This window comes from Lentimicrobium saccharophilum, from assembly GCF_001192835.1.
GTDB lineage: Bacteria > Bacteroidota > Bacteroidia > Bacteroidales > Lentimicrobiaceae > Lentimicrobium > Lentimicrobium saccharophilum.
On sequence record NZ_DF968182.1, the window covers coordinates 2582417 to 2608504 of the forward strand.

Consider the following 26088-nt stretch of genomic DNA (forward strand, 5'->3'; position numbering starts at 1 on the left):
AACCATAAGTATGAGAAAAATGAATCATCCAAAATTAATGCTGGTGCTTGCAGTTTTCTGGTTAACCGGCGGTTATGCCCTGGGACAGGAAACCGACACCACGGTGCGTTATAATCAGTATGGTGCCAGAGTGAACCGTACGCCGCTGAAAGCGGAGGAGAGGAACGGGATACTTGTGCTGGAAAGCAAGGACCAGAAGTACAAAATATGGTACGACGCCCGTGTACAGGTGGATGGCGCCATGTTTTTCGGCGATACCTACAACCCCATCGGCAACGGAACATCCGTCCGCCGTGCCAGGTTTGCCGTCAAGAGTCAGTTTACCGAAAAATGGTATGGCGAGTTTGACCTGGACATTTCCAACTCGGAACTGGAACTGAAAGATGCCTACCTGGAGTTTTCGCCTAATGAAAGACTGAGCCTGCGTGCAGGAAATTATAAGGAGGGGTTTTCTTTTGAGTCAACAACCACTTCAAGGTATCTGACCTTCATTGAGCGCCCGAACGCAGTCAATACCTTTGCTCCTTCCCGTCATATCGGGGTTGGAGTGATGTACCACAAAGACTGGCTGTTCGGGATGGGAGGAATCCATTTCCAGACAGTCGGAGATCCCGAAGAAAGACTTTTCTCGGAAGATAACAATAAGGATTACGGCACCGATGAAGGAGTATCGTTTACCGGTAAGCTGGTTGCCATGCCCTTCCATAACGACTTCAATAAAGGGTTGCACATCGGGATAGCCGGTTCGTATCGGACTCCGAAAACGGATGCAGAAATCAGGGGTCATGAGCGTTACAGCACCCGTTCACTCACCTCGATCAACCGCAAGAAATATATGGATACCGATCTGATTTCCAATGTTGATCATATCGTGCTCGGCGGTCTGGAGTTCGCGGCTTATCACAAAAATTTCCGTTTTCAGGGTGAATATCTGATGAGCAATGTACACCGCAAAAAATGGGATGAGGAAATGCCTACCGAAAAATTTGACGGCTGGTATGCTTTTGGCAGTGTACTCCTGTTCGGTGGAAAATACAATTACAATACCAACGATGCTGAATTTACACAGCCCACCCGTGGAAAATCCTGGGGTGATGTGGAGCTTGCCTTCCGCTATGATTACCTGAGCCTGAATTCAGGCATGGACCAGATTATGGGCGGCGCCGGTGAAGGTTATACATTCGGCATCAACTACCATGTGAATAACAATGTGAAGATCATGCTTAACTACGCCTACCTGAACCACGATCGTTATGCAAGCGGCAAAAACAAACTGTTTGTTGGCTATGACGAAAACGGTGCGCTGACCAAAGACCCACGGAAAGTGGTGGATGCCAATGGAAAAGCAGGTGATGATTTTAGTTTCGTCAGCGTCAGGTTTGAGGTTGACTTTTAATTCATTTTCTAAATCCTAAAAATCTATTGCAATGAAAACACGAAATATATTGCTTTTACTGATCATCATCGGGTTGAATTTCACTTCCTGTGTGAAGGATGAGGTATTTGAAGGCCCCCCGGTACTGAGCGAACTTTCCATAACCCCTCAGGCCCCCGGCGAAAGCGACATCGTTACGGTATCTGTAAAAGCTACCGACATGAACAGCATCAAATCGGTAAAACTGCATTATGCCGTCGACGGCGTATCAGCCACCGGAATAAGCATGTCGGCTGGCTCCACCTCCAATGTATACACCGCGCAGATTCCGGCCCAGGGTGCCGGTAAAACGGTAACTTACTATGTGGAGGCCGAAAACGAGTCAGGGAAAAAAGCCTATACGCCTGAAGGAGCGCCGGCCACCCCGGCTGCCTACACGGTTGGCGCCCCAAGCATTGTTCTGAACGAGGTTTACAGCAGGGGAACGGTTGAAGCCCCCGACTGGGTGGAAATATACAACAACTCCGACAGCCCGGCCGATATCAGCGGCTACAAGGTTTACGATCCGGGCGGACAATCGGGTTCGAAACCAAAGAAAGAAATCCCGGCCGGTACCATACTCCCCGGCAAGGGCTTTTATGTGATTGTGGTTGACGACGGTACAGAAAGCGGATTCGGCCTTTCAAGCGGTGGAGATGAAGTATGGCTTGAAAATGCCTCAGGAAACATCATTGACAATGTAGCTCATCCGGCATTTGAACCCAGCCAGTCATACGGCCGCATTCCTGACGGAACAGGCACATGGCAGATTCTAGACAATATTACCCGGGGCACTGCCAACGACGACTCCCCTCCCGTCCCTGTGATTCTGATCAATGAAGTATATAGCCGCGGCACAACCGAAAATCCCGACTGGATAGAAATCTATAACGCCACCACAGCCAGTATGGACATCAGCGGATATAAAGTATATGACAATGGCGGACAAGCCGGCACCAAGCCCAAAAAAGAAATTCCGGCAGGAACCACCATCCCGTCCAAAGGATTTTATGTAATCATAGTGGATGATGAAGACGCCAGTGGATTCGGCCTTTCAAGCGGAGGTGAGCAGGTATGGCTCGAAAATACTTCCGGCACCGTGATTGACGATGTTACCTTCCCTGCATTGGAGGAAACCCAGTCATACGGACGTTATCCGGACGGAGACGCCAACTGGCAGGTGCTTTTTGTCGCCACACCGGGCTCCGCCAACGACAACTCCCCGGCCCCATCAGCCGTGGTACTGATGAATGAAATTTATTCGCGCGGAACCACAGAAGATCCCGACTGGATAGAAATATACAACACTTCAACAAGTGTGGCTGCAGATATCAGCGGTTATAAAATCTACGACAGTGGCGGACAGGCCGGCACAAAGCCGAAAAAGGAAATTCCGGCCGGCACCGTTATTCAGCCGGGAGGTTTCTTTGTAATTGTAGTGGATGATGAAGACGCCAGCGGTTTCGGCCTTTCGAGCGGAGGGGAACAGGTTTGGTTTGAGGATGCTGCCGGAACGATAATTGACGATATTACATTCCCCGCACTGGCTGAAACGGAATCCTACGGCCGTTTTCCTGATGGAACATCCAACCTTCAGATTCTGAGCGTTATAACCAAAGGTGCAGCCAACGACAACTCCACCCCTCCTCCGGCTACCATTATTCTGATGAATGAAATCTATTCAAGGGGAACCACCGAAGATCCCGACTGGATTGAGATTTATAACGGCTCTGCCTTTGATGTGGACCTTTCGGGATACAAAATTTACGACGGCGGCGGACAGGCCGGCACCAAACCCAAGAAGGAATTCCCGGCGGGTACCGTGATTCCGGCTGGCATCTTCTGTGTGATTGTTACTGACACCGAGGACGAAAGTGGTTTCGGACTCTCCAGCGGTGGTGAACAGGTATGGCTCGAAAATGCGGAAGGCACTGTAATTGACGATATTACCTTCCCGGCCTTTGAGGAAACACAATCGTTTGGGCGAAAACCTGACGGTTCTTCAAACCTTGTGACTTTTACCGAGATCACCCGCGGATCATCCAACAACAACGCCGGCACGCTGCCCAAAGCCAGGCGGAAATAATAACCCGGCCTGACAGGTTCCGCCAAAACCTGTCAGGTCTTTCTTTTATCCTGATTGCCGGCTGTAAGCAGCCCGGATGCAGTAACTTATAACCTTCTGAATATGTCAAAAGAAAAAATAGAGATCGGGGAACAATCAAAACCCCGTTTTGAATTCCGTACGTTTGGCCAGAATTTCGATGAGATCCATAAACGTATGGCCAGGCTCTCCGTCCCCATTCCCGAAAAAGTCTGGGAGCGGCACTCCGACGAAATCTACATTATGTCGCGTACCAACGATATCAACAATACCAAAATCCGCAACGGCAAAATGGACATAAAAACCTATGTACAGAACGTTGACGGGCTTGAGCAATGGAACCCACTCATGAAGGGCGAGTTCCCGATGAAAACCGAAATGCTTCTGAAGGAGGTTTTCCCCGCTTTTCAGGTGGAAATCCCTTCGCTTACAAAAGATGAGTACACCTATGAAGAGTTTATGCAGATGATCAACGCACATCCTGACCTTCAGGCAGTGAGGGTGTATAAGCAGCGGTTCGGGTACATGGTGAATGATACCATCTGTGAATACGGCATCGTGCTGATAAACGGCGCAAGGGTGGTTACCATTAACTCCGAATCAACCGAGTTGAACGATATTCTCAAAACCATGAAGGATATCGGTGCCGAGGGGATTGAGAATATCAATTACCTTCAGGCCATAAAGAGAGTTATCGGCATGATTGACAAACCATTGGCTAACTGATAAAATTCACTGTAATGGGAAAAGAGATAGAACGCAAATTTCTGGTAAAGGGCGAGTTCAGAAATCTTGCCCACAAGAAAACCCGCATCACCCAGGGTTATCTTTGCTCGGTGCCTGAGCGCACGGTAAGGGTGCGCACCAAGGGCGATCACGGTTACATCACTATAAAAGGGATTGGCAATGAATCGGGGGCAAGCCGCTATGAGTGGGAAAAGGAAATTTCGGTGGAAGAAGTGCACGACCTGCTCAAAATCTGCGAACCGGGTGTTATTGACAAGACCCGTTATCAGGTAAAAGCCGGGCCACATACCTTTGAGGTCGATGAGTTTTACGGTGAAAATCAGGGGTTGATTGTTGCCGAAGTTGAACTCTCCAGTGAAGACGAGAATTTTGAAAAACCCGGCTGGCTGGGCGAAGAGGTAACCGGAATCACCAAATACTACAATTCCATGCTGATGAAGCATCCGTTTACAAAATGGTAAAGTAAGCACTTACAATTATGAATCAGGAAGATATGACGAAAGGCAGAAGCGAAGATCTGCTCGATATGCACAATTACCGCATCGAGAAACTTCCCAAACGGGAAAAGTCAGGCTTTGAACGCTGGCTGGCGCTTGCCGGACCTTTGCTGGCATTATCGGCCTTTATTTTATTTGCCTTTGTCATCAAGCTGCCATTTCTGCAGGATATAGATCCGGCAGGGCTGGTATCGGCCGAGGCGAAAAAAGCGTTCGAAAAGCTGGGCGCTTCCGGATTCACCCGCACGAATGAACTGATGCTGGCCATTTTCGTGGCCGGCATCATTCTCTGGATTACAGAAGCCATCCCCAACTACCTCACCTCCCTGATTATCATTGTGAGCCTGGTCCTTTCCGGCGTACTTACCGAGAAAGTGGCCTATGCCCAGCTGGGTCATCCGGTAATGTGGCTGAACATCATGTCGTTTGTGCTTGCCAGCATGCTGGTGGCAACGGGGGTTGCCAAGCGGTTTGCCCTCTGGTTTATCCTCAGGTTCGGAAAAAATGCAGGCTCCATTTTCATGAGTTTCATCGTTATCAATGTGGTGCTTTCGGCATTTATATCGGCAACAACTGCAAAAGCAGCCATACTGCTGCCCATTTTTATGGTGATTGCAGCCATCTACGGAGCCCACGGCGGCAGTAAGCGGAACAACTTCGGACGCAGCATCGTGCTTCAGAACCTGCTGTATATCAATATTGGCGCCAGCGGCTTTCTCACCGGTTCGGGCGCCAATCTGCTGGCCGCCGCCCTGATCGCCGGCGCCACCGGCAGCACCGTGTTTTTCTCTGACTGGCTTTTTGCCATGTTTCCGATGATGCTTGGAATGATCCTTATCGGCTATATCCTGGCCATGAAGGTGTTTTTCCCCTTGTCGCCTGAAGAACGCCTGCCGCAGATTGAAGGCGGTATGGCCCGCCTGAGGCAGGAATACGAAAAGCTGGGCAAGCTAAAACCGGATGAAGTCAAAGCAGTGGTGATTTTTGCATTGATCCTTGGCTTCTGGTCAACCGATCGCCTGCACGGAATCAGCCCGACTGCCGTGGCTTTTGTAGGCGGAGTGGTCGCGTTGCTGCCGCGCATTGGCATCATCAGATGGAATGAAGTGGACATTCCCTGGCACCTGATGCTTTTTTCAGCCGGCGCCTATACCCTGGGTTCAGGACTGGACGTCACCGATCTGCCCAGCATCAGTGTTAACGCATTTTTCGATCACCTCGGCATCAGTGACCAAACACCATTTTGGGTCCTTTACCTGATCCTCACCGGCGTTATGATTTTCAGCGCACTTATTTTTCAGTCGAAGACCATGCGTGCCATGATCTTTATCCCCATTGCCATTGGCGTTGCCGGCAGGTTTGATTACAGCATCATCAGCCTGGCACTGCCTGTAGCCTTTATGATAGAGCATGTATATGTACTGCCCTTCAACAGTAAACCGGCCGCTTTGCTATATGAAACTGACCATTACAGCCTTTCTGACACCTTTCGTTACGGTTTTACGGTGATGGTAATCGGCTGGATCATGAACATAATAGGCGGAGAAACCTGGTTCAGATTTCTGGGAATTACGCCCGACGGTGTCTTTGGGCTTTTCTGATCTGCCTGAAAAGTAAAAATGCTTAATTTTGTTTGATGATTGAGGATCTGGTTAAAATACACGACAAGTTTTCTGTTGAAATCAAGCTGGGTTTTTATGCACGGCGCAAACAACCGGTGAGCGACTTTGCCGTGAATACCTGGATTTTTATTCCCAACAGTCTGGATATCAACCGGGGAACCTATCAGAAAGCTGATTTTTATCGCGACCTGAAATCCAACATCAGGCTGATTACTCCTTCATATCTCTTACGCGATATCGCCGACAAGGAAAAACCTCCGTTTTCTTTACTGGAAAATGCACTTCAGCAGCTGGCTTCCGACCCTTCGCGCACCCGGACCGCTGAATACGAATACCATATCAGGATGTTCGTATCCATCGTGAAAAGCTCACTGCGTGAGGAAATCCAGCATATTCTTGAAAACGGACTTGACGAAGACCTGGATTACCTGGTTGATAATTTTGACAATTGCATCAATAACATCGCAGCAAATTTCCGCAGCCTGAAAAGGATCATCAATGTACCCTCCATCAGCAGGGAACTGATGAATTATTATTTTTTCGGTGACGAGTTTCTGAGCAACCTGTTCGAACAACATGCCTTTAAACTGATCGACGGGTTGAAAAAAAAGGGACACCTCACCGGGGATATCCGGGAAAAGATAATGGCACTGATTCATGCGGAAATCAATTACAAGAAGGAGAAGGGTTATCAGGTAGTTGAAAAGGAAAGTCCCAACCGCAACCGTAACCTGGTTTTCAGGTTGAGCTTACTCAAGAAATACGCGGAAAACGAGCTTTTTCTGAATACCAATCAGCGGCGCGACGGCGTCTGGATAGAGCAGGTTTACCTGAGTATTGCAGCAGGTTTGTCGATGGTTTTTGCGACTGCGGTCGCCTTTTCATTTCAGCAGAAGTACGGGAATTTCACCATGCCGTTCTTTGTAGCGCTGGTGGTAAGTTATATGCTGAAAGACAGGATCAAGGAGCTTACCCGGTATTACTTCGCTCATAAGCTGGGCCGCAGGTTCTTCGACCACCGCACCGACATCAGCCTGAGCGAACATGAGATCGGCTGGAGCAAGGAAAGTATGGTTTTTGTTCCTGAGAGCAAAGTGCCGGGAGAAGTGCTGAAAATCCGCGACCGCTCAGCCATCCTGGAAGCCGACAACCGGAACAACCGGGAAAAAATCATCCTTTATCGCAAACTGATCCGGCTGAACCGTCAAAGCCTGGATGAATGCAGCTTATACCCCACCAGCGGAATGAATGATATTATCCGGTTCAATGTCTCAAACTTTATCCAGAAAATGGACAACCCCATCGTTCCGCTGTATTCACCCGGAAATAATGACGAAATAGAAACAGTTAAGGGCGAAAAGATGTATTACATCAATCTGGTGTTGCAGTTCAAAAACGAAGACCAGCTTGACTATAAGCGCTATCGGATTGTCTTAAACAGAAAAGGGATAAATGAAATTGAAAAATTTTAGCCCGATACCCATGAAGGAACTTAACCTGTTATGGGTTTTTCTGGCCCTCATCGCTACATCGGCTGGCTGCCAGGGGGTGTCAATGCAAGGCTCGGGACCGGACATAAATCTGCGGACAATTACCCGGCTGCCATCAGCCCTCATCGAAAGTTCAGGAATTGCGGTAAGCGGCAGTAACAGAATATGGTCACACGAAGATTCGGGCAACAGCAATGAGTTGCACTGCTCCGACACTACCGGGAACCTTCTGAGAACTTTGGTTATCAGTAATGTATCGAATACAGACTGGGAAGACATCACTGCCGATAATGATGAGACCTGGTTTATAGGCGATTTTGGCAACAACAACAATCAAAGAACCGACCTGGCCATCTACATCATCCCTGATCCTGAAACCATTGAAGGAAATTCTGTATCTGCCGGGATCATCAATTTCAGCCTTTCTGACCAAACGGCATTCCCTCCGCCATCATCCGGCAGGAACTACGATATCGAAGCCATGGCCTGGTACGCCGATTCGCTTTATTTATTTACAAAAGACCGCAGTAATCCTTTTACCGGAATTGTAAAAATGTATGCACTGCCTGATCAACCCGGGAGTTACACCGCCCGGCTGTCAGGGTCGTTTTTTGCCGGAAGTACCACCGGCTCCGGAAGAGTTACGGCCGCTGATATAAACCTGCACACCGGCGAATTGATGCTGCTGACCAATGAAAAAATAATATCTTTCAAAGATTACCCGGATAACCGGTTTTTTGAGGGCACCAAAACCGAATATCATTTTATTACATCGCCCGGGCAGAATGAAGGACTTGCCTTTGTGAGCAGCTACAAGCTTTATATGACGGAAGAAGGCAGCGGCAGTACCACAGGTTATCTGTATGAAATTGTTTTACCTCAACCTCATTCTGCTGCAAATCAGGTATTAAATCCCAATGGTCTTTTTGTTTACCCCAATCCGGCAAAGGAATTTCTTGGGTTTTCCCGGAAAATTGAGGGAGAGGCGGCAGTGTATTCCGTCGCCGGAATTTTCATGAGAACACTGGCAGTGCATAACGGCACCGTCAACATTTCTTTTCTTAAACCAGGCTTCTATTTTCTATCCGTTATTATCAATCGGAGATGCTTCTTTGTACCTTTTCAGAAGGTTTGATTGTGGTTGGTGCTGTTGTTTCACAGATACTAATACTTTGGCTGTTTCCAGGCAGAACAGGGTTTTATCGCCTTTAAAATACCTGTATTCTTCCTTTCACCTGAGCATATTCTGATTTTTATTGTTATATGCTAAACTGGTTAAATGAAAGTAATATTATCCGGAGCCACCGGTTATATCGGCAAGCGACTGCTTCCATTGCTGATTGAAGCCGGGCATGAAGTTACCTGTATTGTTCGCGACCGCCGCCGGTTTCAATCGCACAGTAAAACCCCGGGGAAGCTTACGGTTACCGAAGGCGATTTTCTGAGGCCTGAAACCCTGAGTACTCAGAATATCAAGGCTGATATTGCATTTTATCTTGTTCATTCCATGAGTTCGGCCATCGACCGTTTTGAAGAAATGGAAGTTCAGTCTGCAAATAACTTTGTTGCCGCTGCCAAAAGCTGGAATGTAAAACAGATTATTTTTCTGAGCGGGCTTCAAAATGCTGCGTCGGGCTCCCCGCATCTGCTCTCCCGGTTGAAAGTGGAGCAGGTTTTAATACAGAGTGGTATTCCTTACACCATCCTCAGGGCAGGAATTATTGTAGGTTCGGGAAGTGCATCGTTTGAGATTATCCGTGATCTTACCGAAAAACTTCCTGTAATGGTGACTCCCCGCTGGCTGAATACCCGTTGTCAGCCCATAGCTGTCAGAGACGTTATAAACAGCCTGATATCGGTGATGATGCACACGCCTGTTTTTAACCGGGTTCTTGATATCGGCGGGCCGGACATACTCACCTACAAACAGATGCTGCTGCAATATGCCGAAGTAAGGGGCCTCCGGCGAAAGATTTTTATACTTCCGCTCATGACCCCGCGGCTTTCATCGTACTGGTTGTATTTTATTACAAGCACGTCCTATAAACTGGCGGTAAATCTGGTGAACAGCATGAAGGTGGAAGTAGTCTGCCGGGAAAATTATACCGAAAACCTGACAGGTATTAAACCGCTCACCTATAAAGAATCCATATCGCTTGCGTTTGACAAAATTGCCCGGCATCATGTGGTGTCAAGTTGGAAAGATGCACTGGTGAGCAGTAGCAAACGCTCAAGTCTTAAAGAATACATCGCTGTTCCTGAGTTCGGATGTTTTCACGATGTCAGGCAAACTGAAATAAAATGCAGCACAGGGGATGTAATTGCGAATATCTGGGGAGTCGGAGGAGAGAATGGCTGGTATTATGCTGATTTTTTATGGAAAGTCAGAGGATATATTGACAAGGTTGCCGGCGGTATCGGCCTCAGGCGCGGACGCACCAATTCCGATGAAATATTTGCAGGTGATGCCCTTGATTTCTGGAGGGTACTGGTGGCAGATAAATCTGAAGGCAGGCTGCTTATTTATGCTGAGATGAAATTACCCGGAGAAGCATGGCTTGAATATAAGATTATTGAAAACAATGGTGTTGCTTCTCTCAGACAAACGGCAACTTTCAGGCCCAGAGGCTTAAGCGGGAGATTGTACTGGTATGCAGTGTGGCCGCTGCACCAGATTATTTTCAAAGGAATGAACAGCCGCATGGCTGCAGCCAGGCTGGTTCCATAATATTAATAAACAGGACTTATTTCAATCTTAACCGGCTCAAAATCAAGCCGGAAGTTTTCCAGGGTATATTTCTTTTTGCCGTTTTCTCCGGAGGAAACATATGCCCGGCTCTGCAAAGTCTTTGAAATGACTACTGTAATCCCGGTTGTGCCAATAAATCCCGTTCTTCTAATCTCACTCAACAGTTTGTTGTTGGCAAGATAACGGGTGGCAAGCTCCCTGAAACCCGGAGCATCTGTGTCTAAAAGTCCCGACTGGGGAGGATTCAATAACCCATATTCCTCATTTCCATGGATGGGGAAGCGGCGTGCGGCCGGAGTTACTTTCATATCCGACAGGTTTATTTCATCGCCATGCTCCAGGTAGCTGAATTTCAGGTTGGCGATTTTTAACCGGGGAGCTGCTCCATTGATTTGTACTTCCTCAGCGTTCAAAATCGTGAGTCCGTTTTCACCGATGACCTGTATTTTATTTTCCGCGGCATAATAGATTAAAGCAGTGTTTTCGTCGACACCCACTCCAAAGCTTGCTTTGTCCCTGCTCTGAGCCAGTGCCATACACAATCTTCCCAGCCTTGCTCTTTGATTAAAATGCTGGTCAACAATGCCAAAGCGGAAGAATCCAAGTCCATTGGTCAGAAAGAGGGGTTCTCCGGGGCTATTCTCTCCTCCGGGCCCCGGTGCGGAGGTGTCAGAGCTTAGTCCGAAGGCTCCTGACGAACTACCGCCGGCAATCATCACCGGCCCCATAATAGCTGCCCCGGCGCTGCTTCCGCCAATCATTCCGCCTCTTGCATAAACTTCATTTACAGCCTGTAATACCAAAGTCGGGTTCCCATCAGCCCTTATAAGCGTCATCAGCACCCTCATCTGATCTCCACCGGTAAACCATACCGCAGTGCAGGTTTTCAGTATTCCGGCAACCCGCTTGTCTTCGGCATTGCCGGCCCATTTTGATTCATCGGCAAATTCAGTGCTTTTGTCATCCATCATGGCAACATTCACCAGATGAATGTTGCCTGGCTTTACCCCATAACTTATAAGCGTTTCCTTAAAGCCTTCGAAAGCGCTTACCGGAGCACCACTGGCGGCAGGAATCACCCCGAAAACCGCCTTTTCGGCACCCCCGGCCAGCTCAAGAATTTTTTCGTATACCGCCTTATTCTCACTTTTTAAAGCGCCACCGGCAATAAGCAGGCTCCCTTTCTGCTGTGCAGAAACTCCGGGCATCATCAACCGGGATATCAGAAATAGAAACAGAACGCTGTACTTCATTTTGCTATAAGTAAGTTGCAAAAATACCAACTCAGGGCGTAGGTTGTTCATCCTTCCCGAACTTCCTGTGTTTCCCTCTGTACTGATTTCTGCTTCGAAAGCCCACTTTTGTTAATTTTGTAAACCACCATCAAAAACACGAGTATGATGTACCTGATAAAAAATGCAACTGTATACAGCCCCGAAAACAAAGGTAAGAACGACGTGCTGATTGCTGCGGGTAAAATAATTTCCGTAGCTCCGGTGATTGAGATTCCTGAAAGCCTGAATATTAAAATTATTGAAGCTGAGGGACTTATACTTACCCCTGGCTTTATTGATGCCCATGTTCACATTGCAGGTGCCGGTGGCGAAGGGGGACCTGCCAGCCGTACACCGGAACTGCAGTTGAGCGATATGATCAAAGCCGGAGTTACTACGGTAGTAGGCTGTCTGGGTACCGATGGAATCACCCGGAGTGTGGAAAGTGTGCTGATGAAGGTAAAATCTCTGCGGGCCGAAGGAGTGTCGGCCTGGATGTACACAGGCTCCTATCAGGTACCGGTTCCAGCCATTACCGGGGATATTGCACGCGATATTGCATTGATTGACGAAGTGATCGGAGTCGGAGAAGTTGCCGTTTCTGACCACCGCTCATCGCTGCCCACGGTGGAGGAGCTTAGCCGGATCGCGGCTCATGCGCGCGTAGCGGGAATGATCGGCGGAAAAGCAGGGATTGTCAACATTCATATGGGGGATGCCAGAGACCCTTTCAGGCCCCTATATCAGGTTGTAGAAAGCAGCGAGCTCACACTCAGGCAGTTTCTGCCTACCCACATCAACCGGAACGAATATATCTTTGAGGATGCCAAAAAATATGCTTTGCAGGGCTATGTTGACATTACCACCAGCTCATATCCCTATTTCCCGGAATATGAAATAAAACCATCCAGTGCACTCAGGCAGCTTCTGGATGCCGGGGTTCCCGCTGAACACATTACATTCACATCGGATGCCTGCGGGTCGTTGCCCGGATTTGATCCTGTAAGCGGAGATCTGGTGAGGCTCGAAAGCGGGCTGCCTGCCTCCAACCTCACAGAGCTGCGTGATGCCGTGCTCGACGAAAAAATTCCACTGGAAACTGCCCTTCAGGTGCTTACCTCAAATCCTGCACGAATCCTTAAGCTAAAACAAAAAGGGAGAATTGCTCAGGGTTTAGACGCCGACCTGCTGCTGCTGAACCAGCATTTTGAAATTCATTCGGTATATGCTCTTGGCGTTTGCCTGATGGAAAATTACAAAATTCTGAAAAAAGGGACATACGAAAGATAAAGCGTTCCAGCCAATTCTCAAAAACCTGACAACGGATATCAGGCATAAAACACCCGTTCAAAACTGCGTTGGATGGTCTTCCGGTATTTCACCTGCGGATATCCGAAGACAACCATTATGGAATCATGCATTTTGGATGGCAGGTGATATTTTTTCCTGAAATCAGGTCCCATGCTCTTCAGGAACGGTCCCACACTCCCGATCATGCAGGCGCCAAGTCCCAGCGATTCGGCGGCCAGGGTAGCATAGGTTGCCGCAATGTAAGGATCGGCGGGATCGCTCAGGTTACCATAAAACATCATGGCCAGGGGCGCATCGTATAAAAGATAGTTTTGCTCCTTTTTCCTTGTTTCAGAAAAGAAATTCACCATTGGAATTATAAAAGACTTAAACATCAGATAGTTGTCTTTCCCGATAAAGGGGCGCATCAGGTTCAGGGCCAGGGGCGATGCCATCCACCTTGCCCGCTGCAGCATATCGATAAAATCAAAAGAGAACGCCCTGACTTTTTCCTTTCCATCGAGTATCATCACACCTACGTCAGAGGGCGGAAGCCCCATGGGGGCCGTCACCGCCATCGCCAGAATCTGTTCTGTGATTTCGCGCGGTACCGGCTTATCCCTGAAATCCCGGATGCTCCTGCGGTTAAGCATCAGCTGATAGAGCGAAGTATAATCCGGGAGATGGTCCGCTTTCAGGGGTTTAAAATCGCCGGGCGAAAGGGTTCGTCCCTCGACCATAATGGCATCGCGGGGGCATACAGCCACGCACTGTCCGCAGCCAATGCAGCCAAACAGCGGTTGGTCGCTTACTGTTAAGGTATGATCTTCAATTAACAGCGAAAAATCCTTGCAGACTTTAACACATAATCCGCAGAGGTTGCATTTTTCATGGTTTATGACGATGCGGGCATTTTCGGTGCCTGTGCGGCTGGTAACTACTGACATGATCTGAATTTTTTCAGCAAAGTTAGTCTGCAAGACAGGTGAATACCAGATAATTTTTAAAATAATTCCTCATTTTCACACATCTTCTTACCGGATGACCGGTCCGAACAGCCACTTCCGGCCAGCTTAAACAGAATACAATTTTAGTCCGTTTTACAGCCAGGCATTAAGTTTTCAACGAAGAAAGATGAAAGTCATCTGAAAAAGCAGCAGTAAGTGAATTTTGAAGGATTATGCCAGCGCCTGCATATCGTGCAGCCGCCTGTACACCCCCTGAAGGGCCATCAGTTCATTGTGGGAGCCCCGCTCTGCAATTTCGCCCTTATGAAGCACAATGATTTCATCGGCATGCTGCACCGTGGACAGCCGGTGGGCAATCACCAGCGAAGTACGGTTTTGCATCAGGTTGGTGAGGGCCTCCTGAACCAGGCGTTCCGATTCGGTATCCAGGGCCGAGGTAGCCTCATCGAGAATCATAATCGGCGGGTTGCGCAACACCGCCCGGGCAATGCTGATTCGCTGACGCTGCCCGCCCGACATTTTCACGCCCCGGTCGCCGATATTGGTCTGATAACCCTCGGGCATCTCCATAATAAACTCGTGCGCATTGGCCACCCTGGCGGCTTCCATCACCTGCTCTTCCGTAACGCCCTGCAGCCCGAAAGCGATATTGTCGAAAACCGAGGCATTAAAAAGTACGGTTTCCTGCGAAACAATACCCATCAGCGCCCGCACATCGCTGATGATACAATCCCGGATGGGTACCCCGTCGATAAGGATTTCGCCCTGCGTGACATCGTAAAAACGGGGCAGAAGATCCGCCATCGTTGATTTACCTGAGCCGGAAGCACCCACCAGCGCGATGGATTTCCCTCTCGGGATTACCAGATTGATCTCTTTCAGCACATCTTCCTGCCCATAGCGGAACCATACACCCCGGTACTCAATTTTTTCGCGGAATTCCTTAACGGGAAGGGCATCCTGCTTTTCGGTGATCACCTCTTCAGCAGCCAGGACATGTTCGATACGCTCCACTGAAGCTGCACCTTTCTGAATATTATAAATAGCAGTAGATAAGGCCTTTACAGGATTGATTATCTGGGAAAAGACCAGAATGTACATGATAAACAAAGCCGCATCCAGGGTCGAGCCCGGCTCAAGAATAATTTTACCGCCATACCAGATCACAAATACGGATACGGCAATCCCCAGAAACTCACTGAGCGGGGAAGCCAGATCGCGTTTGCGGTATAACCTCACCATCAAACGGTTATAGCGGTGATTGGTTCCCCTGAAATTGCGGTTGGCCCAGTCAATGGCATTAAAGGCCTTGATGTTCCTCAATCCGCTGATGGTTTCTTCGATGGTTGAAAGCAACTCGCCCATCTTGATCTGGCCTTTTGCGGAAGTCCGTTTGAGGCTCTTCCCGATCTGCCCGATGATCAGTCCGGTAACCGGCAGCAGCACCAGCACCATCAGCGTAAGCTCGTAATCAAGGATAAACAGGGTGACCAGGTACGAAAGAATATACACCGGATCCCTGAACATCATTTCCAGCGAGCTCATCACCGACCATTCCACTTCCTGAACATCGGTGGTCATGCGCGAAATGATATCGCCCTTTTTCTTTTCCGAGTAAAAAGACAGCGGGAGAATCAGAATTTTATGATAAAGCGCGTTGCGGATGTCTTTCACTACTCCGTTGCGTACTTCGGCAATGTAAAACATCGCCATGTACCTGAAAAGGTTCTTGAGGAGGTAAACCACCACCAGTGTTCCACAGATATAGGCCAGAACGGTTAATTCATTGTATCGTGTGATCAGCTGACCGATTTCGAAATAAAAGTAATCCTTGATGGCATTCACGTTCCATTCAAAATCGGGCCGGATTTCCATCGGTTTATCAAGCTTGAAAAGGATATTGAGGACGGGAACCACCGCGGCAAACGACACCAGCGAAAAGATCACGCTCAGAATATTGAAAAGGATATTCAGCAAGGCAAATCCCCAGTAAGGAATCGCATACCTGAGAACTTTTAAGAGGTTTTTCATAGGAAAGGCTACTGCTGTTAAAGCAGTGGGGCAAAGATATGGCTAAAACAGCTTTGTTGGTTCATCGAAAACGCTTACTCAGTCGAATAACGCAAGGGTTCTTTCTTTTATTATCTATCTTTGCATCATGGAAAGTACAAGACAACAGAAGATTTCGAGACTGATACAAAAAGACCTGGGTGAAATATTCCGCCTGCTGGCCCGTGATAATTTCCCCGGATTTCTGATCACCGTTACCAAAGTAAACATTACACCCGATCTCTCCCTGGCGAAAGTCTACCTGAGTTTGTTCGGAGCCGGAAGCAAAGAAGATATTTTCAGCAGGATCAACGCCCATAAAAAAGAGATCCGGCATCAGCTTGCCCTGCGGGTGGGTAAGCAAATGCGGGTTATACCTGAACTTGCCTTTTTTATTGATGATTCACTTGATTATATAGAGAACATCGATAATCTGCTGAAATCCTGATATTTTCTAACCTTAAAACGGGTAAATTGAGATTACCGCTTTTCATCGCCTGGAGATACCTGAAATCAAAAAAATCACACAATGTGATCAATATTATTTCAGGGGTTTCGGTAGCCGGAGTCACCATAGGCACCATGGCGCTGGTAATCGTGCTTTCCGTCTTCAACGGGTTTGAAAGCCTGGTCATTTCGCTTTTCAATACTTTTGACCCTGAAATAAAGGTCATGCCTGCCCGGGGAAAAACCTTCAGCCCGGATACCTACCCCTGGGACAAAATTGCCGGAATACCCGGAGTCAGGGCGCAAACCGGAACCATAGAGGAGAAAGTCCTGCTGCGCTATGACAATAACCAATACCTGGCCACCCTCAAAGGGGTAGATCACAATTATGAAACCTGGACCGGCCTCAGCAGCATGATTACCGAAGGGGCGCTGATGCTGGAGTTTAACGGGAAACCGCTTGCCATCCCCGGGCAGGGCGTTGCTTACTATCTCGGTTTGAATCTTGACAATTTTCAGCGCGAAATCGAAGTATATGCGCCCCGGCGCAAAGGAGCGATCGGTGTAAATCCCGAACAGGCATTCAACCGGATGGATATCAGACCTGCTGGGATATTCTCCATTCAGCAGGATTTCGACTCAAAATATATGATTGTCCCGATATCCTTTGCCCGGGAAGTACTTGGGTATGAAGGGGAGCTTTCATCCGTCGAAATTGCCTTAAACCCGGGCACTGACATGGTAAAGATACAATCCGGCATCAGACAGTTATTGGGAAATAACTTCGAAGTGAAGAACCGCTTTGAACAACAGGAAGTACTCTACCGCATCATGCGGTCAGAGAAATGGGCCATTTTTATGATCCTGGGATTTATCCTTTTCATCGCGACTTTTAATGTAATCGGATCCCTTTCGATGCTTATCCTCGACAAACGCAAGGATATCGCCGTGCTTTACAGTATGGGTGCTGACAGCAAACTGATAAGAAAAATCTTTTTAACAGAGGGAATGATGGTTTCATTCAGCGGCGCCATTGCCGGAATGATCCTGGGCGCTCTGGTTTGCATGATTCAGCAACGATTCGGGCTGGTCAAAATCAATACTGAAGGCGGATCTTTTCTGATCGATGCTTATCCCGTGCTTATGCAGGGAATGGACTTTCTTTACATTTTCCTGATCGTTTCCGCAATCGGATTCATCGCTGCCTGGCTACCGGTAAGGAATGCAGGTAAAATCGGATCGTTGCCGGCATCCCTCCATTCAAGGTAACATCCTTGTTTGCCGTTCAATCACCGGACAATAAGTGGAAGATGGTATTACCAATGGAATTTTTCCTGATTAACAATGGCCTGACTAAATAAAAAATTTTTCAAAGCACGGGGAAATCCCACCGCAAATTGACCGAAAAAATCAAAAAAAATGGCTAATTAACTGTTGTTCTTGCTGTTAAACAATCTGTTTTTTTTAGCTGAAACGTTGGATTGATCTGATTTATATATAGATTTGCAGGGCACTATGAACGGGATCACCCTTTTAATTTCAAATTCATGAAAAAAGTTTTACAACAATTGCTTTCAGCCGGAATTCTGGCAGTTATTCTGTTGACCGGTCAATTCTCCATTGCCCAGGTTGTGCTCAATTCAACCCGGGCAAACGGCATTACACTTGAAGAAAATGCTTTCCAGGGTATAAGGGTTAAAAATACCTTCACTTCCTTTAATTTCTTTGATGTAAATACGGATGAAGGTTTATTTACCGAAATTTCAGCAAGTGGCTATACTTTTACCTGGGAAGAAGGCTCCCCAAAACTGCCTGTTATGCGGAGGCTTATCGAGATCCCTGCCGGTGCAGTTCCCGAGGTCAGGGTTATTTCATACGATGTCAGGGAATACACCCTCGGTGATTTCGGCATCTTCCATCCCCTGATGCCAACCCAGCCGGGCGTTGCCAAAAGCCATCAGGGCAATATTGATTTTGTAATTAAAAATGACGTTTATCAAAAAGACCATTTTCTGAAAAACACCCTTGCAAAAGTTGAGGTTATCGGCACCATGCGCAATACCCGTGTCGCCCGCCTCGAAATTGCCCCGGTTGAATATAATCCGGTGCAGGGGACGATCAGGGTTTACGACAATGTTGAAGTGGATATCAGATTTAACGGCGCCGATTATGCTGCCGCCACCGAACTTTACAGCAAGACACGTTCACCTTTTTTCAGCGGATTTTCATTCCTGAATTCATTGCCCAAAGGATCCTCACAAAGGGAAAACCTTACCCGTTACCCTGTTAAGATGGTAATAGTTTCCGACCCGATGTTTCAGGCAACGCTTCAGCCTTACATTCAGTGGAAGACCAGAAAAGGGTTTACGATGATTGAAGCTTACACCAATGATCCTGCCGTAGGAACAACCACCGCTTCCATCAAGAGTTATCTGCAGAATATTTACAATTCTGCAACACCCGAGGATCCCGCCCCCAGTTTTGTATTATTTGTGGGTGATGTGGCGCAGATCCCGGCCTACAGCCAGGGCGGGCACGTAACCGATCTTTATTACTGCGAATATACCAACGACATCCTTCCTGAAATCTATTACGGTCGTTTCTCTGCCACCTCCGTAGCGCAGTTGCAGCCCCAGATCGATAAAACCCTGATGTACGAACAGTACCTTTTCCCGGATCCTTCATTTCTGGGAGAAAGCCTGATGATATCGGGCGTCGACGGAAGTTATGCAGCCATCCATGGCAATGGTCAGATAAATTACGGAACATCAACCTATTTCAATGAAGCCCATGGGATAAACAGTCATACCTATCTCTATCCGGCTTCGGGCAGCGCCTCTTCTGCCATTATCCAGAATGTTAGTGATGGCGTGGCCTATGGAAATTACACCGCACACGGCAGTTCAAGCGGTTGGGCAGATCCTTCATTTGAAATTTCTGATATCCCCGGCTTACAGAACTACGGAGAATATCCCCTGCTGGTCGGAAACTGCTGCCTTACGAGCACATACAATACCAATTGTTTCGGAGAAGAACTGCTCAGGGCTCAGGATAAGGGTGCTATCGGGTACATCGGCGCCTCGAACAGCACCTACTGGGACGAAGATTTCTACTTCGGCGTGGGTGTAGGTCCGATCGTTCTCAACCCAACCTACGAAAGCACGACGCTTGGAAGTTATGACAGGGCTTTCCACGATCATGGCGAGGCGTTTGAAGATTGGTTTACCACGCAGTCGCAGATGTTTTTCTCCGGAAACCTTGCCGTTACCGAGTCCGGTTCCTCCAGAATTACCTATTACTGGCAGATCTATTGCCTGATGGGAGACCCCTCCCTGATGGTTTACTTCGGGGTGCCGGAACCTATGAATGTTACCTATGAGCCGCTGATGCCCCTGCAATCAGATGCATTTACGGTAAATGCCGCTCCCTATGCCTATGTTGCCATTTCGAAAGACGGGATTTTATACGGAAGCGCCCTGGCCGATGAATCCGGGGTAGCGGTGGTTGAACTGGATCCCATTTCCGTACCCGGCAATGCCGACGTCATCGTTACGGCACAAAACAAACAGCCATATATCGGCACTGTTTTGGTCGCATCCCCGGAAGGGCCCTATGTGTTACTTCAGTCGCAATTGGTCAATGACCAGAATGCCAACAACAATCAACTACCGGAATATGATGAATCATTCGGGTTCAACATGGAATTGAAAAATGTCGGGAATTCAGTGGCTGAAAATCTTACGGTTACACTTACTACCAACAGTCCTTATGTAGAAGTGAAGGAGGGTACTGAAACCTGGCCGGCTATCGGGCCCGGTGAAATCGTGAGCCTTGAATATGCTTTTGAGGTCACCACCAGCATGTGGCTTCCCGATCAGCATCCCGCCGTTTTTGAACTTACCATCACTGACGGAGTTGAAACATGGCTTGCTTCCTTTACAACGAAACTCAATGCGCCCCTGCTTGCTGCAGGCGATCTTATCATTGACGATTTCCTGCAGGGCACCGGAAACGGAAACAGGCGGCTGGATCCCGGAGAAAATGTATTGATCTCTTTCCCGGTAACCAACCAGGGCCACTGTGCCGCACCACAGACATTCGCGCATCTGTTTACCGAAAGTGAATGGCTGGATATAGACCTGATTCAGTATGAAATCGGTGAGATTGAAAGTGAAACCACCAGAAATGCCGTCTATCAGGTGGCCGTCAGCCCGGATATTCCGGTCGGAACCATCGTCGATTTTTATTTTGCCAATGCATCCGGGGTTTACAGTTCATCAATGGTATACAACCCAAAAGTAGGTCTGATCATTGAAGACTTTGAAACCGGAGATTTTTCGTCATATCCCTGGGTGAATACCAGTGCCGTGCCCTGGACAATCACCTCAACATCGGTCAACAGCGGAACCTATGCCGCACGTTCCGGAGCTATCGGACATAATGCCTCGACCACCCTGCAGATTACCATGAACGTTTTGTCAGATGACGAAATTTCATTTGCCCGCGCGGTATCCAGTGAAAGCGGATATGACTTCCTCAATTTTTATATTGACAACGTCGAAAAAGGAGCCTGGTCGGGTAACGAGTCATGGGGAACTGTTTCTTATCCGGTATCCCCCGGACAACATACCTTCAAATGGACCTACAGTAAGGATGGCAGTGCTACAGGAGGGTCGGATGCAGTATTTATCGATGACATTAATTTCCCCTCCTCCAACGGAAGCGGTCAGGGAACAGAGTTGGCCGTTAAAGCCTTTGCCTATCCTGCTTCTTTCTGTGGTGTGGGTGAAGCCAATCTGTTCGCTTTTGTGACCAATGCTTCGGGTCAGGTTCAGCACAGCTGGTCGCCTGCCGATCTGCTGTCAGACCCCGGAATATTTAACCCGGTGGCCACTCTGTCAGAAAGCACCGATTTTATAGTGAATATTGTGAACCTGCTATATGCAGCCAGCGATACCCTGCAAATCCAAGTTCTTGATATTCCGGCCACACCCGTTATTGAACAGCAATCAACGCAGCTTGTCTCCAGCGCATCAGAAGGTAATCAATGGTATAACAGCCAGGGCTTAATTGAAGGCGCTGTTTATCAGATATATGAGCCGTTGGCTTCGGATTACTACTATGTGGTGGTAACCTCAGCGGATGGCTGTTCGTCAGAGCCGTCAGAGGAAGTATACTTCTCCGGGGTTGGCGTTGAATCTCCGGAAGCTGCAAGCGAAATGACCGTTTACCCAGTTCCTTTCCGCAATCAGCTCAACATCAGTTTCAGCCTTACAAAAGCCGGCCAGGCAAAAATCAGCCTGCTCAACCTGCTGGGACAGGAAATACAGACCATTACCGAAGGAAACCTGAACCAGGGAAATCACTCTCATATATTCCATCCTTATGGGCTGAAGCCCGGAATATATTTCCTGAAATTGCAGGCCAATGATAAAACCACCGTCAGAAAAGTTGTTTACTCTGAATAAAAACCGAAAAAATGAACTTTATGCGATTAAAAACGAACTTCACCATAGTCATTCTCCTGGTTTTAACCGGAGTAGTTTCCGCGCAGAACTGGGTTACCATCACTTCAGATCAGCCGGTTGCCGCCCATACCACCCTGTTATCCTCGGATGCTTCTACATCAGTGGTTGAATTTGAGTTAGCGGGTTTTAACCTGATTCCGGTAACCACACCCCGCGGTGATGCTTTTGTTGTGGATCTGGAAGGAGCTTCGCCCATGCTGGAAAAAGGAATGCCTGACCTGCCCAAACTCACCGCTTCATTGATCATTCCCGATAATGCACTGATGGATGTAAGGGTAATTTCATCAAGCTATATTGATTACCCCTTTATCGACATTGCACCTTCAAAAGGGAATTTTACCAGGGACATTGACCCGGCAACCGTGCCTTACACATACGGCCGGGCTTATGAGCAGGACGCGTTCTATCCTGCACAAATGGCAGACCTGCGCGACCCCTATATTCTGCGTGACCACAGGGGACAAACGATTATTGTCAATCCGTTCAGCTATAATCCTGTAACCAGAACCCTCAGGGTTTATCACCAGATGACGGTGGAGGTTTTCCAGTCAGGCTTGTCGACCCTTAATGTACTGGAGCGCAATTCACAGCCGGAAACCACAGTGGATGAATTTCAAAGGATTTATGAAAGACATTTTCTGAACGCACACAATGGATCAAGATATACCCCGCTGGAAGAGCAGGGAAATATGCTGATTATTTCTCATGGTGCCTTTATGGCTGATATGCAGGATTTTGTCGACTGGAAAAAGACCATCGGAATTCCTACAGAAATCGTTGATGTTTCAACCATCGGCACCAATTCCACAGCCATCAAGAATTTTGTAGCCGATTATTACGCCACCAACGGATTAACATTCCTGCTGCTGGTTGGTGACCACGCTCAGGTTCCAACGGTAACCACCGGAAACATCGGAGGCCCGTCTGATCACGCTTACGGTTACCTGGCCGGAAACGATCATTATCCTGAAATCTTTGTTGGCCGCTTTTCTGCCGAGAACTCAGCGCAGGTGCAGACTCAGGTGAACCGCAGCATTGCTTATGAGCAAAACCCGGATGTAAACGTCGACTGGTTCTCAAAAGGCTTCGGCATTGCTTCAAGCGAAGGGCCCGGCGATGACGGTGAGTATGACTGGCAACACATGCGCAATATCCGTACCGACCTGATAGGTTATACCTACACGGCTGTCGGTGAACTGTATGACGGAAGTCAGGGAGGCGAAGACCTTCCGGGAAATCCGAATTCAGGACATGTGTCAGCTGAAGTGAACACCGGACGCAGCATCATCAATTATGTTGGTCATGGCAGCCAGACATCCTGGAGTACAACCGGTTTCTCAAACAGCGGCGTAAACGGGCTCGACAACAACAATATGTGGCCTTTTATCTGGTCTGTGGCCTGTGTCAACGGAGACTTTCTCAACAACACCTGCTTTGCTGAAGCCTGGCTCAGGGCATCCAATGCCAACGGACCTACAGGGGCAGTTGCTACATTAATGTCTACCATCAATCAGAGCTGGAATCCTCCCATGGACGGGCAGGATGATATGGTCGATATTCTGGTGGAATCTTACGAGGATAACATTAAGCGTACTTTCGGCGGGATTTCTATGAACGGGTGTATGAAAATGAATGATACTTACGGTGCTGATGGCGCTGAAATGACAGACACCTGGCTGATTTTCGGTGATCCTTCGCTGATGGTAAGAACTGCTTTACCGCAAGACCTGAGTGTAAATCATAATCCGGTTGCTTTTATCGGTTCAAACCAGTTCACAATAACCTGCAACACCCAGGGGGCGCTGGCATGCCTGACCCTTGACGGAGAAATCCTCGGTACAGCTGTTGTCAATGGTGGAACAGCCAACATTACAATACCGACCCTCACCAACGTAGGAACAATGAAACTGGCGGTAACCGCTTTTAATCACATCCCCTATATTGCTGATATCGATGTACTCCCGCTGGAAGGTCCCTATGTTGTTTATAATAACTACAGCATCAATGATGCCGCAGGAAATAATAACCAGCAGCTGGATTACAACGAATCGGTAATGATGGCCCTGGGACTGAAAAATGTTGGAACCGAAGATGTTGAGAACGCAATTGTGACCATTTTCTGCACCGACCCGTATATTGCCCTTACCGATACAGTTGAAGTTTATCCGCTGATCGCTGCTGGCCAGATTGCCGCTGTTGCTGATGGATTTGCTTTCAGTGTAAGCAGCGATGTCCCTGACGGATATGCCATTCCATTCTCTTACACAGTTATTGCCGGAGAAAATGAATGGTCAGGGAACTTCAATGTGATTGCACATTCTGTCGTGCTCAATTTTGCAGGAAATATCCTCACCGACACTCAAGGCAACAACAATGGCAAAGCCGATCCGGGGGAAACCTTCCAGATGAACCTTTCCATCGTCAATGCCGGAACAGCGCCTGCTTCGGACGTTTATGGCCTGCTCAGCTCCGATGATCCCAATGTAATCATACACACCGACAGCATCAGCTATGGCACAATCGGGGGTTATGAAACCATCAGCGCCGAATTTACGGTAACTGCCCTGCCTTCAACACCCACTGGACACACCGTTCAATTTATAATTACCATGTCGGCAGGCGGAGCTTTTACCTCAACCGCGCCTATCAGCGTGGTCATCGGGCAGATCCCGGTTCTGATCATCGACCTTGACGGAAATCATAATTCAGGCCCGGTAATCAGAAACTGTCTTACCAATCTTTCGGTAACTGCTGATTACCTCACTTCGTGGCCCCTGATCCTCGGACCTTATCAGTCGATTTTCGTCTGCCTCGGCACCTATACTTCCAATGCCGTGCTCACCAATACCCAGGGCCAGGCACTGGCTAACTTCATGAATGCAGGCGGTAAGGTTTATATGGAAGGCGGGGATACCTGGGCATATAACGACCCAACCCCGGCTCATCCGATGTTTATGATTGATGGAGATACTGACGGCAGCGGTGACCTTAAAACCCTGAACGGCGAGAGCGGAACCATGGCAGAGAACATGTCCTTTGAATTCGAGGGCGACAACAACTACATCGACCGCCTGTTACCCCTCGAAAATGCTGTGCCACTTTTCAGGAATTCCTTACCTGAGTACTTCACAGCCATCGCATACGACGGCGGTAACTACAGAACCATTGGATCATCATTTGAATTCGGTGGGCTGAGCGACAGCGACAGCCGCTCGGTAAAAGACTCTCTGATGATGGAGTACATCAACTTCTTCGGACTTAGCAGTTCAGCCCCGTTACTTGCCAACTTTATTGCTTCCGAAACAAAGGTTTGTGAACTTGAAGAAATTGAATTTACAGATTTCTCCGCTGGTAACGTCATCTCATGGGCGTGGAGTTTCCCCGGCGCAGTTCCTGACACATCCAATGAGCAAAATCCGGTGGTAACCTACCGTGAACCCGGCGTTTATGATGTCACCCTCACCATCACTGACGGAGTATCATCCCAGACAATTGTGAAAGAAGGATATATAACCGTGGATTACTGTATGGGAGTAATCAGTTCTGAAGCGAGACAATCCGTGCAGGTGTTTCCAAATCCGGGAACCGGCTATTTCAATATTAATCTGGATGGATTCTCCGGGCCTGTAACCCTCAGGGTATTCAACACTGCCGGAAAAGAATTGATTACCCGGACAGCTCCCTTCTCAGGTTCTGCAGGGCTTGACCTTTCAGGTTTCTCAAACGGCATTTACATACTTTTGGTAGAGACCAATGACATCCGTCAGTATGTAAAGCTGATTGTGAACCATTAATAAAATACAAATTTCTGCTTACAGTGGCCGGTGCGTAAGGTACCGGCCATTTCTGTTCAGAAAATATCCTATGGTTTGCTTTCCTGAAGCTAATACAGTTCACCCCGCCGGGCCG

General features: G+C 48.2%; 16 protein-coding genes. 13 read left to right on the forward strand and 3 right to left on the reverse strand.

The window, feature by feature from the left end:
- Positions 1–10: 10 nt before the first annotated feature.
- The 8 genes from TBC1_RS09975 (at position 11) to TBC1_RS10010 (ending at position 10602) form a co-directional block, all read left to right on the forward strand.
- Positions 11–1396: an OprO/OprP family phosphate-selective porin gene (locus TBC1_RS09975; protein ID WP_062041619.1), complete on the forward strand. Its 1386-nt coding sequence runs from the start codon at positions 11–13 to the stop codon at positions 1394–1396.
- Between the two features lie 31 nt (positions 1397–1427).
- Positions 1428–3500 (forward strand): lamin tail domain-containing protein, encoded by a 2073-nt coding sequence (locus tag TBC1_RS09980; protein WP_082189557.1) that lies wholly within the window; start codon positions 1428–1430, stop codon positions 3498–3500.
- A gap of 102 nt (positions 3501–3602) precedes the next feature.
- Positions 3603–4244, forward strand: coding sequence for a hypothetical protein (locus TBC1_RS09985; protein ID WP_062042958.1), 642 nt, complete (start codon positions 3603–3605; stop codon positions 4242–4244).
- Between the two features lie 14 nt (positions 4245–4258).
- Positions 4259–4726 carry a CYTH domain-containing protein gene (locus TBC1_RS09990; RefSeq protein WP_062041625.1) on the forward strand — a complete coding sequence of 156 codons (468 nt, stop codon included), beginning with the start codon at positions 4259–4261 and terminating at the stop codon, positions 4724–4726.
- A 17-nt stretch (positions 4727–4743) separates the two neighbouring features.
- Positions 4744–6363, forward strand: a complete 1620-nt coding sequence (locus TBC1_RS09995) for an SLC13 family permease (RefSeq protein WP_236695650.1) — start codon at positions 4744–4746, stop codon at positions 6361–6363.
- Positions 6364–6398: 35 nt separating this feature from the next.
- Positions 6399–7856 (forward strand): hypothetical protein, encoded by a 1458-nt coding sequence (locus TBC1_RS10000; RefSeq protein WP_062041628.1) that lies wholly within the window; start codon positions 6399–6401, stop codon positions 7854–7856.
- Positions 7857–7866: 10 nt separating this feature from the next.
- A complete protein-coding gene (locus TBC1_RS10005) occupies positions 7867–9009 on the forward strand; it encodes a T9SS type A sorting domain-containing protein (protein ID WP_062041631.1) in 1143 nt (380 codons plus the stop codon).
- Between the two features lie 144 nt (positions 9010–9153).
- A complete protein-coding gene (locus TBC1_RS10010) occupies positions 9154–10602 on the forward strand; it encodes an SDR family oxidoreductase (RefSeq protein ID WP_062041633.1) in 1449 nt (482 codons plus the stop codon).
- A 2-nt stretch (positions 10603–10604) separates the two neighbouring features.
- Here the strand turns inward: TBC1_RS10010 and TBC1_RS10015 are convergent, their stop codons facing one another.
- Positions 10605–11927, reverse strand: a complete 1323-nt coding sequence (locus TBC1_RS10015) for a cyanophycinase (RefSeq protein WP_082189558.1) — start codon at positions 11925–11927, stop codon at positions 10605–10607.
- Positions 11928–12020: 93 nt separating this feature from the next.
- Here TBC1_RS10015 and iadA point away from each other — a divergent pair, with 93 nt between their 5' ends.
- Positions 12021–13187 carry a beta-aspartyl-peptidase gene (gene iadA / locus TBC1_RS10020; protein ID WP_062041640.1) on the forward strand — a complete coding sequence of 389 codons (1167 nt, stop codon included), beginning with the start codon at positions 12021–12023 and terminating at the stop codon, positions 13185–13187.
- 38 nt (positions 13188–13225) lie between these two features.
- Here the strand turns inward: iadA and TBC1_RS10025 are convergent, their stop codons facing one another.
- Both TBC1_RS10025 and TBC1_RS10030 read right to left on the reverse strand, forming a co-directional pair.
- Positions 13226–14134: a nitroreductase family protein gene (locus TBC1_RS10025; RefSeq protein WP_062041643.1), complete on the reverse strand. Its 909-nt coding sequence runs from the start codon at positions 14132–14134 to the stop codon at positions 13226–13228.
- 231 nt (positions 14135–14365) lie between these two features.
- Complete coding sequence (locus TBC1_RS10030; RefSeq protein ID WP_062041646.1) at positions 14366–16186, reverse strand: ABC transporter ATP-binding protein; 1821 nt, start codon at positions 16184–16186, stop codon at positions 14366–14368.
- Positions 16187–16313: 127 nt separating this feature from the next.
- Here TBC1_RS10030 and rbfA point away from each other — a divergent pair, with 127 nt between their 5' ends.
- The 4 genes from rbfA to TBC1_RS10050 all read left to right on the forward strand — a co-directional run bounded on the left by rbfA (position 16314) and on the right by TBC1_RS10050 (position 25973).
- Positions 16314–16652 carry a 30S ribosome-binding factor RbfA gene (gene rbfA / locus TBC1_RS10035; protein ID WP_062041650.1) on the forward strand — a complete coding sequence of 113 codons (339 nt, stop codon included), beginning with the start codon at positions 16314–16316 and terminating at the stop codon, positions 16650–16652.
- Between the two features lie 26 nt (positions 16653–16678).
- A complete protein-coding gene (locus TBC1_RS10040) occupies positions 16679–17920 on the forward strand; it encodes an FtsX-like permease family protein (protein ID WP_062041653.1) in 1242 nt (413 codons plus the stop codon).
- 278 nt (positions 17921–18198) lie between these two features.
- Positions 18199–22119, forward strand: coding sequence for a C25 family cysteine peptidase (locus TBC1_RS10045; RefSeq protein ID WP_062041656.1), 3921 nt, complete (start codon positions 18199–18201; stop codon positions 22117–22119).
- Between the two features lie 20 nt (positions 22120–22139).
- Positions 22140–25973 carry a C25 family cysteine peptidase gene (locus TBC1_RS10050; RefSeq protein WP_172668870.1) on the forward strand — a complete coding sequence of 1278 codons (3834 nt, stop codon included), beginning with the start codon at positions 22140–22142 and terminating at the stop codon, positions 25971–25973.
- The last annotated feature ends 115 nt before the right edge of the window (positions 25974–26088 follow it).